Below are 15,729 nucleotides of genomic sequence, written 5' to 3'. Positions count from 1 at the left end.
GCTGGTTCCACGTGAAACATCGTGACGCGCGCCCGGTTCGTGAGCCCGCCGACTCCGTCCCAGCCGGTGGCCGCATGCAGCGACACGCGCGAGCCCGGCCATGGGCGGCATCGTCTGCGTGCCGCTGCGCACCCACAGGAAGAACGTCCGCACCGGCGGAACCGGTGGATGGCCGGATCCGGATGTCCGGCGGCCGGCCCTTCCCGGGCCTCCGGGGTGAAGGACCGGCCGGCGAGAGTACGGAGGGACGGCTCGGCGTCGTCAGTCCGCCGTCTCGTCCAGTGCCCGCAGCAGGTCCGCCACCAGGTCCTCGGGGTCCTCCGCGCCGACCGAGAGCCGGATGAAGCCCTCCGGTACCGCATCGCCACCCCAGCGCCCGCGCCGTTCCGCGGTGGACCGCACCCCGCCGAAGCTCGTCGCACCCTCGACCAGGCGCAGCGCCTCGAGGAAACGGTCGGCACGCGCGCGCGAGGGCAGCGTGAACGAGACGACACAGCCGTAGCGCAGCATCTGCTGAGAGGCGACCTTGTGGGACGGGTCGTCGGGAAGTCCGGGGTACCGCAGCCCGGTGATCTCGGGCCGGGCCCGCAGCGCCTCGGCCACCCTGAGCGCGGTGGCGTTCTGCCGGTCCACGCGGAGTTGGAGCGTGGCGATCGAGCGGTGCGCCAGCCAGGCTTCCATGGGCCCGGGAATCGCGCCGACGATCTTGCGCCAGCGCCGTACGGCGGCCATCGCGGCGGGGTCCCGCCCGGCCACGTAGCCCAGGAGGACGTCACCGTGGCCGGTGAGCTGCTTGGTGCCACTGGCCACTGAGAAGTCGGCGCCGAGCTCCAGCGGGCGCTGCCCCAGCGGTGAGGCGAGCGTGTTGTCGACGGCTACCAGGGCGCCGCACGCGTGTGCCGCCTCGACCAGCCGCCGCACGTCGCACACGTCGAGCCCCGGATTGGAAGGCGTCTCCAGCCACAGCAGCTTCGCCCCGTCCAGGACGTCGAGCTGGGCGTCCCCGACGGTCGGCGCGGTGCGCACCTCGATGCCGTACGCCTCCAGCTGTGTGCGGGCCAGCGGCAGCACCTGGTAGCCGTCGTCGGGCAGGACGACCGTGTCACCGGCGCGCAGCTGCGAGAAGAGCACCGAGGAGATCGCGGCCATGCCCGAGGCGAAGACGAGGGTCTCGACCCCGTCCTGTCCCGAATCCTCCAGCTCGCCGATGGCGCGCTCGAGGTGGGTCCAGGTCGGGTTCTCGTCGCGGCCGTAGGTGTACGGGCCGGTCGGGTCGCCCGGGAGGTGGAAGTGGGCGGCGAACACCGGACCGGGCAGGGTGGGCTCGTGCTTGACGGGTTCGGGCAGCCCGGCCCGCACCGCGCGCGTGCCGTCACCGGGGCCGGAGGCGGGGCCCGTCCTGCCCGTGCCGGTGCTGTCGTTCGTGGCGGAATCGCTCATGCCGCCCGTCCTTCCACTTGTTCGCGTACCGCGGCGAGCAGCCCGTCGCTCGCCGCCTCCACCATCTCAAGGCATTCCTCGAAACCGTCCTGACCCCCGTAGTACGGGTCCGGAACGTCGAGGTCACCACCGTCGGCGGCGGGGTCGTACGACCGCAGCAGACGCACCTTGGCCGCGTCCTGCTCGGTGGGGGCGAGCCGCCGCAGGGCCCTCAGGTGTCCGGCGTCGAGGGCGACGACGAGGTCGAGGCGGGAGAACCAGGACTGCTGGAACTGGCGTGCCGTGTGGTCGAGACCGTAGCCGTTCTCGGCCAGGACGGCCACGGTGCGCGGGTCGGCGCCCTCACCCTCGTGCCAGCCCCCGGTACCGGCGCTGTCGGCCTCGACCAGGTCGTCGAGTCCCGCGTCCGCCACGCGCGCGCGGAAGACGGCTTCGGCCATCGGGGACCGGCAGATGTTGCCCGTGCAGACGAAGCAGACGCGGTAGGTCATCCGGATCAGTCCCCGTCGGGCAGGAAAGCGTTGAGGGCCCAGGAGACGATCGAGATGATCAGTGCGCCCAGGACGGCGGTCCAGAACCCGTCGACGTGGAAACTCAGGTCGAGCTTGTCCGCCACCCAGGACGTGAGCAACAGCATCAGCGCGTTGACCACGAGGGTGAACAGACCGAGGGTCAGGATGAACAGCGGGAAGGTCAGCACCTGCACGATCGGCTTCACCACCATGTTGACCAGGCCGAAGACCAGAGCGACCACGATCAGGGTGACGGCCTTCTCGCCGGTGCTGCCCCCGGTGAGGGTGATCTTGTCGAGCAGCCACACGGCGACCGCGAGGGCGCCCGCGTTGGCGATCGTCTTGACTAGGAAATTCTTCATGTGTCTGATCGTGACAGACGTGATCGGACCCGAACGGTGAGGCAGGGGCGGACGAGGCGATGAAGGCATTCCGGCTGGACGAACTGGAGGCGGAGCGCGCCGCCAACGACGGTGCCTACCTGCAGTTCCTGCGGGAGCGGAACATGTCGGTCGGCCTGTACGCCCTCGACGCGGGGACGAGCGATCCGCAGCAGCCGCACGCACAGGACGAGGTGTACTTCGTGGTGAGCGGACGGGCCGCGATCACCGTGGGCATGGAGACCACCCAGGTCGCCCGCGGCAGCGTGGTCTACGTGCCGGCCGGGGTGGCCCACAAGTTCCATCACATCAGCGAGGACCTGCGGGTTCTGGTGGTCTTCTCTCCGCCGGAGAGCTGAGGACGACCTCGGGGTTCCCTAGGGGATCGGTCAGGGGGAGACAAGGGATGCGAGGCCCCTGCTGTGGCGCCCGCGGCCCTAGCATCGGGTGCAGGACGTCAGAGGACTCCCAGGATTCCCCGAAAGGTAAGGGCAACGGCGATGCGAGAGATCTTCACGGGACTGCCGTGGTGGGTGAAGTGGGTCGCGGTGCCGGTCATCGCCCTGGTCGTGTTCGGCGGGCTGATCGCCAGCGTGGTCGGATTCGTGATCGGTCTGCTGTTCAAGCTGCTGATCTTCGTCGCGCTCGTCGGCGGACTGATCTACGTCGTACGCAAGTTCATGTCCAGCTCCTCGTCGCGCAGCGACTGGTGAGCGAGGTGGGGCACCGGTGGCGGTAACAGAAACCACCGGTTCCCTCGGGCGAGGGAAGTTTCCCGGGCGGGCCGTCGGTGAGCGGTGACCGGCGATTAGAGTCCGGAACTCCACGCGGGGGCGACCCCGCGAACGGCGTACACCCCCACCCGTGTTCTCCGCACGGACCGCCACCTCGCGTCCCGGAAGTGACCCTTGGCCACGGCTGACACCGCATTCGCTCAGCTGCACGCCCTCCCCGTGCAGCCCCGATCGACGCCACGGACATCCCCCGCGCCGTCCTCGGCCGACCCGCCTTCCGTGACTCTGATCGGCTCCGTTCAGCGAGCGATGCGCCTGCTCGAGTGCGTCGCCGAGCACCCGTACGGAGCCCCCGCCAAACAACTGGCCCGCGAGACGGGACTGGCGCTGCCCACGGCCTACCACCTTCTGCGGACCCTGGTGCACGAGGGCTATCTGCGCCGGGAGAAGGGGCTGTTCTTCCTCGGCGAGGCCGCCGAGCGGCTGAGCGGCAGCGGCGCCGAGCAGAAACGTCGCAGCACAGTGGTCGACACCATGGCGCACTGGCGCGACGCGATCGGCGTCCCCGTGTACTACGCCATGTACCGGGACGGCGAGATCGACGTCATGTGCGTCTCCGACACCCCGGGCAATCCGGCGGTCGAGGAGTGGGCGGACTTCCGCGAGACGGGACACGCGCACGCCATCGGGCAGTGTCTGCTCTCCCAGCTCGACGAGGACGCACGCCGCGACCACCTGGACCGCTACCCGGTGCAGCCGCTCACGCCGTACACGGTGCGCGACAGCCACAGCCTGCTGAGGCGGCTGGAGCGCATGCGCCGGATGACGCCGGTGACCGAGCGCCAGGAGTACGCGCTGGGGACGGTCTGCGCGGCGATCCCGATCACCGTCGGCACCACGGCCGCGACGATGGCCATCTCACTGCCCCTTCAGCAGGCCGACCGGCTGCTGCCCGCGGCACAGCGGCTGCAGACCGAGGTGGGCCGGCGTCTGGGCTCGCTCGCCCTCTCTATCAGTATCTGAAAACTCACTCCTTGTGATCTGGTGTGTACGTTGAGCAAGATGCCACCAGTGTTAGAGGTTTGATTCCCGGACAGGTCGACGGCGAATGACGGGGTAGGCGAATGGGCGAGTCCGTACAGGCAGAGGTCATGATGAGCTTTCTCGTGTCCGAGGAGCTCTCTTTCCGCATTCCGGTGGAGCTGCGCTACGAGAGCCATGATCCCTATGCCGTGCGCCTGACCTTCCATCTGCCCGGTGACGCACCGGTGACCTGGGCCTTCGGCCGGGAGTTGCTGGTCGACGGGGTGGGCCGACCGTGCGGTGACGGGGACGTGCGCATCGCGCCGGTCGATCCGGAACCGCTGGCCGAGGTGCTGATCCGGCTTCAGGTCGGCAGCGACCAGGCCCTGTTCCGTTCCTCGGCCGCGCCCCTCGTGGCCTTCCTCGACCGCACCGACAAGCTGGTGCCGCTGGGACAGGAAGGGGCGCTCGCCGACTTCGACAGTCACCTCGACGAGGCCCTGGACCGCATCCTGGCCGAGGAACAGAGCGCGGGCTGAACCGTTACCGCAACCCCGCGGCGGTGGCGTAACGCTTCACCGGGCGGGTCAGCGCTTACGACGACGGCCCCGCCCGCCCCGCACCGGTGCACTACCGCCCGCTCCCGCCACCGCCGCCCGGGCCGGCCGGTCCGCCGCCACGACCAGGGCGGCGAGGGCCGTGGTGACCGGCACGGACGCCACCAGGCCGATCGAGCCGACCAGCGTCCGCACGATCTCCTCGGCGACCAGCTCGCTGTTGGCGACGGTCCCCACCCCGCTCTGCGCGATCGAGAACAGCAGCAGCAGGGGCAGCGCGGCGCCGGCGTAGGCGAGGACGAGCGTGTTCACCACCGAGGCGATGTGGTCGCGGCCGATGCGGATGCCCGCGCGGTACAGGCCGCGCCATCCCATGGCCGGGTTGGCTTCGTGCAGTTCCCAGACCGCGGACGTCTGGGTGACCGTCACGTCGTCGAGGACGCCGAGCGATCCGATGATGACCCCGGCCAGCAGCAGGCCGCTCATGTCGATCGACGGGTACAGGCCGTGGATGAGGCCGGTGTTGTCGTCCGTGTTGCCGGTGAGCGCGGCCCAGCCGATGAACAGGGAGCCGAGCATGCCGATGAGCAGCAGCGAGATCAGGGTGCCCAGCACCGCCACCGACGTGCGGGCCGACAGCCCGTGGCACAGGTAGAGCGCGATCAGCATGATCGCGCTGGATCCGATCACCGCCACGACCAAGGGGTTCGAGCCCTGGAGGACGGCGGGCAGGATGAAGAAGTTCAGCAGGAGGAAGCTGATGGCCAGCGAGACCAGCGCCATGAGGCCGCGCATCCGTCCGACGGCCACGACGGCGAGCGCGAAGATGCCGGCGAGCAGTGCCAGGGGGAGACGGCGGTTGACGTCCGTCACCGAGTACTGCAGATCCTTGGGCGCGGAGGGTTCGTAGGCGACCACCACCTCCTGGCCCTCGTGCAACTGCCGTGTCTGGTCCGGCTGCACGATCTCCTCGAACGTACGGCCCTTGTCGTCGCCGGTGTCGACACGGACGGTCGCCCGCTTGCACTCGCCCTTCGCCTGCTGCACCGCCGAGGAACCCTCGGCGGTGGATGTGTCGCCGGTCGGGGTGCCGCCCGGAGCGTTGGCGGACTGGCAGCTCAGTTCGACCACCTTGGTGACGGTGGCCTGCTGCGTCTGCCGGTCGAAACCGACCCCCGTGCGCTCGTGGGCCGGCGCGCCGCCCGGCCACAGCACCGCGAGCCCGACCAGTACGGCGGCGGCGAAGGGAATCAGGATCGCGGCGATGACCTTGCGCAGGTGCCGCGAGACGGGCGCCGCGGGTCCATGACTGTGCGCGTGCGAGTGCCCGTGCCCACCACCGGCGCCGTGTCCACCGCCCGCGCCGTGGCCACCAGAACCGTGGTCGCTGTCCTCAGCCTCGTGCCCATGTGCCTGCCCGGGCCCATGCCCCTGACCGGCGACCTGTCTGCCGTCGTTCGCGGCGTGGGTGGCGACGGGGACGGGCCCGGTTGCCTGGCCGTCGCCCTCTGCGGCGTTCGGTCCGCGGCGGGGCCGGCGCGGCGGAAAGGGGGGTCGCTGCGGTGTGGTCACCGCCCGATCATCGCAAGAACGAGGGGGGCCCTCTGTTCACCGCGCCCGGATGGGCGCTAGCGTGGGGGCACCTTTGTACACGCGGGAGCTCGGAGCACCGGGCTGAGAGGGCGCTGACCTCCGTCCCAGCGATGTTTCACGGGAAACGTCACCGAAGCCGGGTGACGTGTCCCACGGAACGTCGACAGACGGAAGCCGCTGCGTCGACCGCCGAACCTGTTACCGGGTAATGCCGGCGTAGGGAGTAGGTCTCATGACCATCAAGGACGCACGCACGCCTGCCTCCGCACAGAGCTCCACGCAGAACTCCACGCAGAATTCCGTCCAGAAGGACGCCGTGGAGACCACGGAGGCCGGGAAGTCCATCGGCTGGCACAAGGCGTACGTCGAGGGCTCGCGCCCCGACCTGCGGGTGCCGGTCCGTCAGGTGCACCTCACCAACGGACAGTCGGTCACGTTGTACGACACCTCGGGCCCGTACACCGACCCACTCGTCGACACCGATGTCCGCAGGGGACTGGCGCCGCTGCGGGAGAACTGGATCATCGCCCGCGGCGACACCGAGGAGTACGCGGGCCGTCCCGTACGTCCCGAGGACGACGGGATCAAGCACACGTCGCCCCGCGGCGGCCTGCGCAACCTCGACGCCGTCTTCCCCGGCCGCCCGCGTCAGCCGCGTCGGGGCCGGGACGGCAGCGCCGTGACGCAGCTCGCGTACGCACGACGGGGCGAGATCACCCCGGAGATGGAGTACGTGGCCGTCCGGGAGAACGTGTCGCCCGAAGTGGTGCGCGAGGAGATCGCCGCGGGACGTGCCGTACTGCCCGCCAACGTCAACCACCCCGAGATCGAGCCGATGATCATCGGCAAGCGGTTCCTGGTGAAGGTGAACGCCAACATCGGCAACTCGGCGGTGACCTCCTCCATCGAAGAGGAGGTCGACAAGATGACCTGGGCGACCCGGTGGGGAGCCGACACGGTCATGGACCTCTCCACCGGCCGCAACATCCACACCACCCGCGAGTGGGTCCTGCGCAACTCCCCCGTCCCGATCGGGACCGTGCCGCTCTACCAGGCCCTGGAGAAGGTCGACGGCCGGGCCGAGGAGCTGACCTGGGAGATCTACAAGGACACCGTGATCGAACAGGCCGAGCAGGGCGTGGACTACATGACGGTCCACGCGGGCGTGCGCCTGCCGTACGTACCCCTGACCGCGAACCGCAAGACCGGCATCGTCTCGCGCGGCGGGTCGATCATGGCGGCGTGGTGCCTGGCGCACCACAAGGAGTCCTTCCTGTACGAGAACTTCGAGGAACTCTGCGAGATCCTCGCCGCGTACGACGTCACGTACTCCCTCGGCGACGGCCTGCGTCCGGGGTCGATCGCCGACGCCAACGACGAAGCGCAGTTCGCCGAGTTGCGCACCCTCGGGGAACTCAACCGGATCGCCAAGCGTTGCAACGTACAGACCATGATCGAGGGCCCGGGACATGTCCCGATGCACAAGATCAAGGAGAACATCGACCTTCAGCAGGAGATCTGCGATGAAGCTCCGTTCTATACGCTCGGCCCGCTGACGACGGACGTCGCGCCGGCGTACGACCACATCACCTCCGGCATCGGTGCCGCGATGATCGCCTGGTGGGGCACGGCCATGCTCTGCTACGTCACGCCCAAGGAACACCTGGGCCTGCCCAACCGTGACGACGTCAAGACCGGCGTCATCACCTACAAGATCGCCGCCCATGCCGCCGACCTCGCCAAGGGTCACCCAGGTGCACAGGAGTGGGACGACGCGCTGTCCGACGCCCGGTTCGAGTTCCGGTGGGAGGACCAGTTCAACCTGGCCCTCGACCCGGACACGGCACGGGAGTTCCACGACGAGACGCTGCCGGCCGAGCCCGCGAAGACGGCCCATTTCTGCTCGATGTGCGGGCCCAAGTTCTGTTCGATGAAGATCTCGCAGGACATTCGCCGGGAGCACGGGAGCAGCCGGGGCGAGATCGAGGAGGGCATGGAACAGAAGTCGAAGGAGTTCGCGGCGGCGGGCAACCGCGTGTACCTGCCGATCGCGGACTGACCCACGGGCGCGGGGAGGGGGCAGACGGCAGGGCCGGCCCTCTCCCCGTCGAGGGGTCCCGCTCGGCAGACTGGACGCATGACAGCCACCTCACTGAGCAAGGGTGCCAACGTCGCCGTCGACTCCCCCGCGGTGCGCGTCGAACTGGTGTGGTCCGCCGGGGCGGGCGTACCCGAGGTCGACGCCTCCGCATTGCTGCTCACCTCGGCCGGACGGGTGCGGGACGACGGGGACTTCGTCTTCTACAACCAGCCCCGTCACACGTCCGGCTCCGTGCGGCACCTGGGCAGGCACGGCGTCCCCGGCGCGGTTGCGGGGACCACGGGCGACGCCGTGGAGGTGAACCTGCGCGCGGTGGAGATGGCCGTCGAGCGCATCGTCCTGTGCGCCTCGGCGGACGGCGGGACGTTCGGCCGGGTCCCCGGGCTGTCGCTGCGGCTGCTGGACGCAGGGACGGGCACCGAGCTGGCCCGGTTCGACATCACCGCCGGGCCGGAGATCGCACTGGTCGCCGGGGAGCTGTACCGGCGCCAGGGGGCGTGGAAGTTCCGCGCGGTCGGGCAGGGGTACGCCGCCGGGCTCGCGGGGCTGGCCACCGACTTCGGCATCACCGTGGACGACGCTCCCCCGGCGGCGGGCTCCGCCCCGGCCGCCGCCCCGACCCCGGCTCCGGCCTCGGTCCCGCCGGCTCCCCTGCCGTCGACGCCACCCGCCACGCCCGTACCACCCCCCGTTCCGTCGCGGCCGCCCGTACCGCCGGCCGTACCGCCGCTCGTGCCGCAGGCCGCGGCGCCGGCTTCCGCCGGCCCTCGTTTCACCAAGGGCGAGGACCGGCTTCCCGTGGACATGCGCAAGCGGCTGTCCCTGCGCAAGGAGCAGGTCGCGGTCAGCCTGAGCAAGCACGGGGCGGCCGGTGCCACCGCGCGGGTCGTCCTCGTCCTGGACGCCTCCGGCTCCATGTCGTTCCTCTACTCCAAGGGCGTCGTCGCGGACGTGGTGGAGCGGATGGCCGCCGTCGCCGCGCAGTTGGACGACGACGGGGAGATGCAGGCGTGGACCTTCGCCTCGAACCCGGCCCGGCTGCCCGACCTGCGCCTGGGCGAGCTGCCCGAGTGGCTGCGGCTGCACGTGCGGGTGGGGGAGATCAGCCTGTTCCGCCGGGGCAGGAAGAAGGGGCTGCACCCCGAGCAGGTGGACATGCGGGCGGTCGGCATCCAGAACGAGGAGCAGAAGGTGATCGCCGAGGTCCGCGCCTTCGTCCGGGAGCATCCGGCGCCGGTCCCGACGCTGGTGCTGTTCTTCTCCGACGGCGGTGTCTACCGCGACGCCGAGATCGAGCGGGAGCTGCGGGAGGCCGTGGAGGAACCCGTCTTCTGGCAGTTCGTGGGGCTCGGGCGCTCCAACTACGGGGTGCTGGAGCGGTTCGACACCCTGCCGGGCCGTCGCGTCGACAACGCGGGCTTCTTCGCCGTCGACGACATCGGCACCGTACCGGACCCGGAGCTGTACGACCGGCTGCTGTCCGAGTTCCCGTCCTGGATCACTGCCGCCGGCCGGGCGGGCATCCTCTGAACCGCTGCCCGCCCGTGCCGGTGGCTACTCGGGCCGGTGGTCCGGGCCGCCGAAGTCCGGACTGCTGTAGTCCGGACTCGAGTAGCTCGGACGCGGACCCGCGTCGGGGCCGCCGTCGGGGCTGGTGAACCCGGGTCGGCCGTAGCCGAGGTGCGGCATGCGGCTGCGCGGAGCGGCCGGACCGGCTCGATCCAGGGCCGCCGCTCCCGGGTCGGCGAGTGCCTCCTGCAGGAACGGCAGGATGCCGCGCTCCAGCAGAGCCTCGTGCCAGGCGGCCCTGGCCCGGGCCACCTCCTCGTCGCGCGCGGTGTAGAAACCGGACTCGGCGGAGGGGCGGTTGCGCAGCGCGGTGAGCAGGAGCCCCACCGCGGCGACCAGGATCGCCACCGCGGTGACGGCGCCGAACACCCATCCCGTGGTGAGCATGGTCCGGGCGAAGGCCTGCTCCGGGTCGAGCACCCTCAGGATGTATCCGACCAGCAGGAAGATCGCCGCGGCGGTGCCGGCCAGGACCGGTGCCAGGACGGCGACGACGGCGACGGCCCCCGCACCGGTCGCCTCGGCCATCTCGCCCACGGTGGCGGCGAGTCCCACCGCTCCCGAGTCCTGCTCCTCGGAGCCGGGTTCGTGCGGGGCGGACGCAGCGTCCGCGGGCGCCGGGCGGCGCAGCTCCTCGCGGACCTTCACGTAGTGCTGGTACTCGGTCGTGGCCGCCGCCGTGATGAGGGCAGTGGCGTTGAGGGCCATGGTGCGCAGTTGTTCGGAGTTGAGCCGCTGACCGACGGCGGCCAGCTCCGGGCGGTGTGGTGCGGAGCGCAGCGCCTCGTCGAGGACCCGCACGTACTCTTGGCGGTCCTCGTTCGACAGATGCTGCGGAACGCTGTTCATGTGCATCCCCCGATGCTCCGTAGGGCTTGGGGCTCGCATGCCAACGAGCCGTCGGGCAGAAACGGAGGGGAGCCTGCTACGGATAAGCCGATGGTAGAGCGGTGACGGTGGAGGGTGACAGGGGGTTTCCGGAAATTGGGTGCCGCTCTGTACGGACGGCGCAGCCCAAGAGCCCGTCGGACGAACGGTCAGGCGCCCAGTGGAAGTTGCTGGACCAGCAGCTTTCCGGCCATGGTGACGCCGCCGTCCATCGCGATGGCCAGGCCGTCCGCGTAGACGTGCGGTCCCTCGACCACCGTGCGGGTGTCGTCCTCGCCGTCCTCGGAGCCGACTTCGCCCAGCAGGTAGGGGATGGGGCTGTGGCCGTGAACGATCCGGGTGCCGCCGTACGTATCCAGCAGTGAGCGCACGGCGTCGGCGCCGCCCTCGTCCCGGAAGGAGAAGCGCTTGGTGAGCTTGCGGAACAGGTCCCACACCTCCTCCGCGTCGTTGCGCGTGAGCGTCTCGCGAACGGTGTCGTTCACCTCTTCGATGGAGCGGCCGTAGTCGAGGTAGGTGGTGGCGTCCGAGTGGACCAGCAGGTGGTCGTCGACCTCTTCCATGGCGTCGAGACGGGCCATCCACTGCAGGTGGTGATCCTGAAGGCGGTCCATGTCGGTCTTCTGCCCGCCGTTCAGCAGCCAGGCGGCCTGGAAGGTGGCGGTGCCCGCACCGGAGTTGACGGGGGTGTCGCCGAACCGCTTGGCGCCGAGCAGCAGCAGCTCGTGGTTGCCCATCAGGGCCTTGCAGTAGCCGCCGGCCGCGGCGGCCTCCGCGGACAGCCGCATCACCAGGTCGATGACGCCGATGCCGTCCGGGCCGCGGTCGGTGAAGTCGCCGAGGAACCACAGCCGGGAGGTGCCCGCGCACCACTGGCCGGCGTCGTCGACGAGGCCCTTCTCCCGCAGGGCGGCCAACAGCTCGTCGAGGTAGCCGTGCACGTCGCCGACGACGAACAGGGGGCCCTGGCGGGTGGCCGGCGGCTGCACCGTGATCGGCTCGGGATCGACCGCGACCTGGACCGTGTCGCCCCGGCGGATGACGGGCAGATCGCGCTGCGTGGGCGTGTAACCCTCGGGCACGGCAGCTTCGAGCCGCTCCTCGGAGGGTGGGGCGGACTCGCCCGTGTGCATGCCGGGGGCAGCGTACGGAGCGGTCTCGTGGACGTACGCGGGCACCCGGAAGTCGCGCACCGTCGCCGTCCGCTCCACCTCGGGTCCCTGACCGGCCCCCTGAGTCATCGACCCCTCCACCATCGCGCCGCATCTGCACCGCTTCGGACTGCCTGGTCGCAGCGGCCCGCGGTGTGTGGGCCCATCATAGGAATGCGGATCGCGCTGTGTGATGACCCAGGGGTGGTGAATCAGGACAGGACTCCGTTTCGCCGCGGCTTTCGCCCCGTTTGGGCCTGGCTTCGCCCGTCCGTCACCACGGTCCAATGCCGTGACGGACGTGTCGGGTGTGGCCTTCGCCGCCCTGTTTCGCCGTCCTATGCCTCGCCCGTCCTAGGCCGTCACCGTCCGCCCGCGCCGTCACCGTCCGCCTGGGGCCGTCACTCCGGCCGTGCCGTCACTCCGCGCGTGCCGTCACTCCGCGCCGGCCGCCTGTTCGTGCATGGCGTCCTTCGGTACGTGCCGTTCCGGTCGGGCCACGCCGTGCGCGGTTCGCGGCCGGCCCAGGGGTGCCTCGGCCGGGCGGGGCCGAGCGCACGGCGCCGCTGTCGGCCGCCGGCCTCGCGTCCCGCTCCTCGCCTCTCGCACCCCGGCGATCGATACTCGTCCCGGAGTCCCGGAGTCCCGGAGTCCCGGAGTCCCGGAGTCCCGGAGTCCCGGAGTCCCGGAGTCCGCGCGGCCGCGCGGCCGCGTCCCACCCGGCCGGTGACCCGGCCGCCGTGCGTGCCGCGGGACCGGGCGGCCCTACTCGCCCTCCGGCGACCGCGGAGGGCTGACCGTCGTACGCGGTGGCCGTCGCTGCGACGACGTACGCACGATCAGTTCGGTCGGTATCACCTGCTCGACCGGCTGGTCGGAGTGCAGCCCCTCGATCGCGTCGATGAGGACCTGGATCACGGCGGTGCCGATGCGGCGGGGTTTCAGCGACAGGGTGGTGATCGGCGGCTCCGTACTCGCGTACCCGGTGGACTCGCTGCAGCAGACCAGCAGCAGGTCCTCGGGGACGCGCAGCCCGTATCGGCGGGCGGCGGCGAGCAGGTCGGTGCCGTTCGGGTCGAACAGGCCGTAGACGGCGTCGGGCCGGTCGGGCCGGGCGAGCAGCCGGTCGGCGGCGACCGCGCCGGCGCACGGATCGTGCGCCGGATAGGCCTCGTAGACCGGATCCTGGCCGACCCGCTCGCACCAGCGCAGGTAGGCGGTGGTCGACAGGTGGGTGTACGTGTCGGTCGTGGTGCCGGTGAGCAGGCCGATCCTGCGGGCGCCGGCGTCGGCGAGGTGGTCGAGGATGCCGAGCACCGCCGCCTCGTGGTCGTTGTCGACCCAAGCGGTGACCGGCAGCGAGCCGCCCGGGCGGCCGTCGGACACGACGGGCAGCCCCTGGCGGACCAGTTCGCTGACGACCGGATCGTGGTCCGAGGGGTCGATGACGACCGTGCCGTCGAGCGCGACGTTGGACCACACGTCGTGACGGGAGGTCGCCGGGAGGATGACGAGGGCGTACCCGCGGGCGAGCGCGGCGGACGTGGCGGCGCGCGCCATCTCCGCGAAGTACGCGAACTCGGTGAAGGTGAAAGGTTCATCCCCGTACGTCGTCACGGTCAGGCCGATCAGCCCGGACTTGCCGGTGCGGAGCGTGCGGGCGGCGGCCGAGGGCCGGTAGCCCAGACGGTCGGCGACCTCGCGCACATGGCGCCGGGTGGCATCCGGGAGTCGGCCCTTGCCGTTGAGGGCGTCGGAGACGGTAGTGATGGATACTCCGGCGGCGGCGGCCACGTCCCTGATGCCCGCCCGACCCGGCCGGTTGCCTCGACGTGAGGTTTCCGCGCGGCTCACCTGGTGCTTCCCTGCTGCTGTCATGGCGAGCCGATAGTAGGGCTCATCGGGTGGGGTAGCGCGGACGCATATGCACGCGTTGACAGTCACGTTTTTGCATGATCATTAAGCGCGAACGCCCTTGGAATGAAAGCTAGTTGGTGGTTCTCATCCCATTAGCTGACGTGTTGACCAGTGAGGGCCTGCGGGGTGGCGGATGTTGCGAAGAGGTCTCAACTCACCTGCACGAGGGACGCGCGCCACGGCGCGAGCCACCGGCGCGTAGATATATGTGCGGCGCGCCCCCCGAATCGTGCGCCTTCGTGCTCTGATGCCCCTGATGCCCGTGTGACGGACGAGACCTGGTCGCACCCGGACGAGGTCCGGTCCACCTATACGCAGCGGCGGCGAATCCTCTTAAGGTGAGGAGTATTCGATGCCGGTGGTGGTCACGAGGAGGACTGCGGTGAGCGAGAAGAACCCCAGGCTGCGCGCCGAGCTGGAGGGGATTCCCACCTACAGGCCGGGCAAGCCCGCCGCGGCCGACGGTCCGGTGGCCTACAAGCTGTCCTCCAACGAGAATCCGTATCCGCCCCTGCCGGGGGTGATGGAGACGGTGACGGCCGCCGCCTCCTCCTTCAACCGGTATCCCGACATGGCCTGCACGGCGCTGATGGCCGAGCTGTCGGACCGCTTCGGCGTGCCGCTGTCCCACCTGGCCACCGGTACCGGTTCGGTCGGAGTGGCCCAGCAGCTGATCCAGGCGACCTCGGGCCCCGGCGACGAGGTGATCTACGCCTGGCGCTCCTTCGAGGCGTACCCGATCATCACGCAGATCAGCGGTGCGACGTCCGTGCAGGTGCCGCTGACGCCGGGCGAGGTGCACGACCTGGACGCGATGGCGGACGCGATCACCGACCGGACCCGGCTGATCTTCGTCTGCAACCCCAACAACCCGACGGGCACGGTGGTACGGCGGGCCGAGCTGGAGCGGTTCCTGGACCGGGTGCCGAGCGATGTGCTGGTGGTCCTGGACGAGGCCTACCGCGAGTTCATCCGCGACCCCGAGGTCCCGGACGGCGTCGAGTTCTACCGTGAGCGGCCCAACGTCTGCGTGCTGCGCACCTTCTCCAAGGCCTACGGGCTGGCCGGCCTGCGCGTCGGGTTCGCGATCGCGCACGAACCGGTGGCTGCGGCGTTGCGCAAGACGGCGGTGCCCTTCGGGGTCAGTCAGATCGCCCAGGAGGCGGCGATCGCCTCGCTGCGTGCCGAGGACGAGCTGATCGGGCGGGTCGGCTCACTGGTGTGCGAGCGCACCCGGGTGGCCGACGCGCTGGGTGCGCAGGGCTGGACCGTGCCGGAGAGCCAGGCCAACTTCGTCTGGCTGCGGCTGGGGGAGCGCACGCTCGCCTTCGCGAACGTCTGCGAACAGGCCGGCGTGGTCGTCCGGCCCTTCGCGGGTGAGGGCGTACGCGTGACGATCGGCGAGAGCGAGGCGAACGACATCTTCCTGAAGGTGTCGGAGGAGTTCCGCAAGGAGCTGTAGGCCGGCAAGGAGCCGTGGTCAGCCGTCGACGCGTTCGACGCGGACCGGGTCGCCGTCGCGCACCGTCGCCAGGAGACGCGGCTCGCCTTCGAGACGGCCCATGACGTTGCACGGACTCGCGAGGCGGCACTCGTCGCCCCGCGAGATCGGCGTCGGGCCGTAGGGGAGGGCCAGGGCGTCCCCGTCGGTCCAGAAGGCGACCGTGCCCGGTTCGACGACCTGACGGGCGTCCGTTTCACGTGGAACGGACACGCCTGTGTCGAAGTACACCTCCTCGCCCCAGGTGTGGGCGGAGGCAGTGAGTGGCAGCGCCTTGAGCAGCATCTGTGTGGTCGGGGTGTCGTCGAGTGCCGCGGTGAGGTGTCCCGCGTGCCATGAGATCCGTATCCGCATGCCGTGGAT

The 15,729-nt window shown here is 70.5% G+C and carries 15 protein-coding genes and 1 riboswitch; of the genes, 7 read left to right on the top strand and 8 right to left on the bottom strand.

The window, feature by feature from the left end:
• Positions 1–261: 261 nt before the first annotated feature.
• Genes EV562_RS29925 through EV562_RS29915 form a run of 3 tightly spaced genes read right to left on the bottom strand, consistent with a single transcriptional unit; the run spans position 262 to position 2,314 of the window.
• Positions 262–1,440, bottom strand: coding sequence for a cystathionine gamma-lyase (locus EV562_RS29925; protein ID WP_133889980.1), 1,179 nt, complete (start codon positions 1,438–1,440; stop codon positions 262–264).
• Complete coding sequence (locus EV562_RS29920) at positions 1,437–1,931, bottom strand: low molecular weight protein-tyrosine-phosphatase (protein ID WP_133889979.1); 495 nt, start codon at positions 1,929–1,931, stop codon at positions 1,437–1,439. The genes EV562_RS29925 and EV562_RS29920 overlap by 4 nt, the downstream gene beginning before the upstream one ends.
• Before the next feature lie 5 nt (positions 1,932–1,936).
• On the bottom strand, positions 1,937–2,314 hold the full coding sequence (locus EV562_RS29915) for a phage holin family protein (protein WP_133889978.1): 378 nt from the start codon (positions 2,312–2,314) through the stop codon (positions 1,937–1,939).
• 59 nt (positions 2,315–2,373) lie between these two features.
• On the opposite strand from EV562_RS29915, the gene EV562_RS29910 reads away from it, so the two are divergent.
• The 4 genes from EV562_RS29910 to EV562_RS29895 all read left to right on the top strand — a co-directional run bounded on the left by EV562_RS29910 (position 2,374) and on the right by EV562_RS29895 (position 4,628).
• On the top strand, positions 2,374–2,691 hold the full coding sequence (locus tag EV562_RS29910; protein ID WP_043382483.1) for a cupin domain-containing protein: 318 nt from the start codon (positions 2,374–2,376) through the stop codon (positions 2,689–2,691).
• 141 nt (positions 2,692–2,832) lie between these two features.
• Complete coding sequence (locus EV562_RS29905) at positions 2,833–3,045, top strand: DUF5326 family protein (protein WP_133889977.1); 213 nt, start codon at positions 2,833–2,835, stop codon at positions 3,043–3,045.
• A 306-nt stretch (positions 3,046–3,351) separates the two neighbouring features.
• Positions 3,352–4,089, top strand: a complete 738-nt coding sequence (locus tag EV562_RS29900) for a helix-turn-helix domain-containing protein (RefSeq protein WP_279588519.1) — start codon at positions 3,352–3,354, stop codon at positions 4,087–4,089.
• Between the two features lie 101 nt (positions 4,090–4,190).
• On the top strand, positions 4,191–4,628 hold the full coding sequence (locus EV562_RS29895) for an SsgA family sporulation/cell division regulator (protein ID WP_133889975.1): 438 nt from the start codon (positions 4,191–4,193) through the stop codon (positions 4,626–4,628).
• Between the two features lie 48 nt (positions 4,629–4,676).
• Here EV562_RS29895 and EV562_RS29890 read toward each other — a convergent pair whose 3' ends face one another.
• Positions 4,677–6,218, bottom strand: a complete 1,542-nt coding sequence (locus EV562_RS29890) for a YibE/F family protein (RefSeq protein ID WP_133889974.1) — start codon at positions 6,216–6,218, stop codon at positions 4,677–4,679.
• Between the two features lie 71 nt (positions 6,219–6,289).
• Positions 6,290–6,479: riboswitch (TPP riboswitch) on the top strand.
• Between EV562_RS29890 and thiC the strand changes: the two genes are divergently transcribed.
• Both thiC and EV562_RS29880 read left to right on the top strand, forming a co-directional pair.
• The gene (gene thiC / locus EV562_RS29885) at positions 6,472–8,298 is read left to right on the top strand and encodes a phosphomethylpyrimidine synthase ThiC (protein WP_133889973.1); all 1,827 of its coding nucleotides are present in this window, start codon (positions 6,472–6,474) and stop codon (positions 8,296–8,298) included. Its footprint overlaps the riboswitch before it by 8 nt.
• 78 nt (positions 8,299–8,376) lie before the next feature.
• Complete coding sequence (locus EV562_RS29880) at positions 8,377–9,870, top strand: VWA domain-containing protein (protein ID WP_133889972.1); 1,494 nt, start codon at positions 8,377–8,379, stop codon at positions 9,868–9,870.
• A 24-nt stretch (positions 9,871–9,894) separates the two neighbouring features.
• On the opposite strand, the gene EV562_RS29875 is transcribed toward EV562_RS29880, so the two are convergent.
• The 3 genes from EV562_RS29875 to EV562_RS29865 form a co-directional block, all read right to left on the bottom strand.
• Complete coding sequence (locus EV562_RS29875) at positions 9,895–10,764, bottom strand: hypothetical protein (RefSeq protein WP_133889971.1); 870 nt, start codon at positions 10,762–10,764, stop codon at positions 9,895–9,897.
• Between the two features lie 182 nt (positions 10,765–10,946).
• Positions 10,947–12,053: a Ser/Thr/Tyr protein phosphatase SppA gene (sppA, locus tag EV562_RS29870; RefSeq protein WP_133889970.1), complete on the bottom strand. Its 1,107-nt coding sequence runs from the start codon at positions 12,051–12,053 to the stop codon at positions 10,947–10,949.
• Positions 12,054–12,713: 660 nt separating this feature from the next.
• Positions 12,714–13,826, bottom strand: a complete 1,113-nt coding sequence (locus EV562_RS29865) for a LacI family DNA-binding transcriptional regulator (RefSeq protein WP_133889969.1) — start codon at positions 13,824–13,826, stop codon at positions 12,714–12,716.
• 421 nt (positions 13,827–14,247) lie between these two features.
• Here EV562_RS29865 and hisC point away from each other — a divergent pair, with 421 nt between their 5' ends.
• Positions 14,248–15,327 carry a histidinol-phosphate transaminase gene (gene hisC / locus EV562_RS29860; RefSeq protein WP_133889968.1) on the top strand — a complete coding sequence of 360 codons (1,080 nt, stop codon included), beginning with the start codon at positions 14,248–14,250 and terminating at the stop codon, positions 15,325–15,327.
• 18 nt (positions 15,328–15,345) lie between these two features.
• Here hisC and EV562_RS29855 read toward each other — a convergent pair whose 3' ends face one another.
• On the bottom strand, positions 15,346–15,720 hold the full coding sequence (locus tag EV562_RS29855; protein ID WP_133889967.1) for a cyclophilin-like fold protein: 375 nt from the start codon (positions 15,718–15,720) through the stop codon (positions 15,346–15,348).
• Between the last annotated feature and the right edge of the window lie 9 nt (positions 15,721–15,729).

Source organism: Streptomyces sp. BK208, from assembly GCF_004364245.1.
Classification (GTDB): Bacteria; Actinomycetota; Actinomycetes; order Streptomycetales; family Streptomycetaceae; genus Streptomyces.
This window is presented reverse-complemented; position numbering and strand designations above follow the sequence as displayed.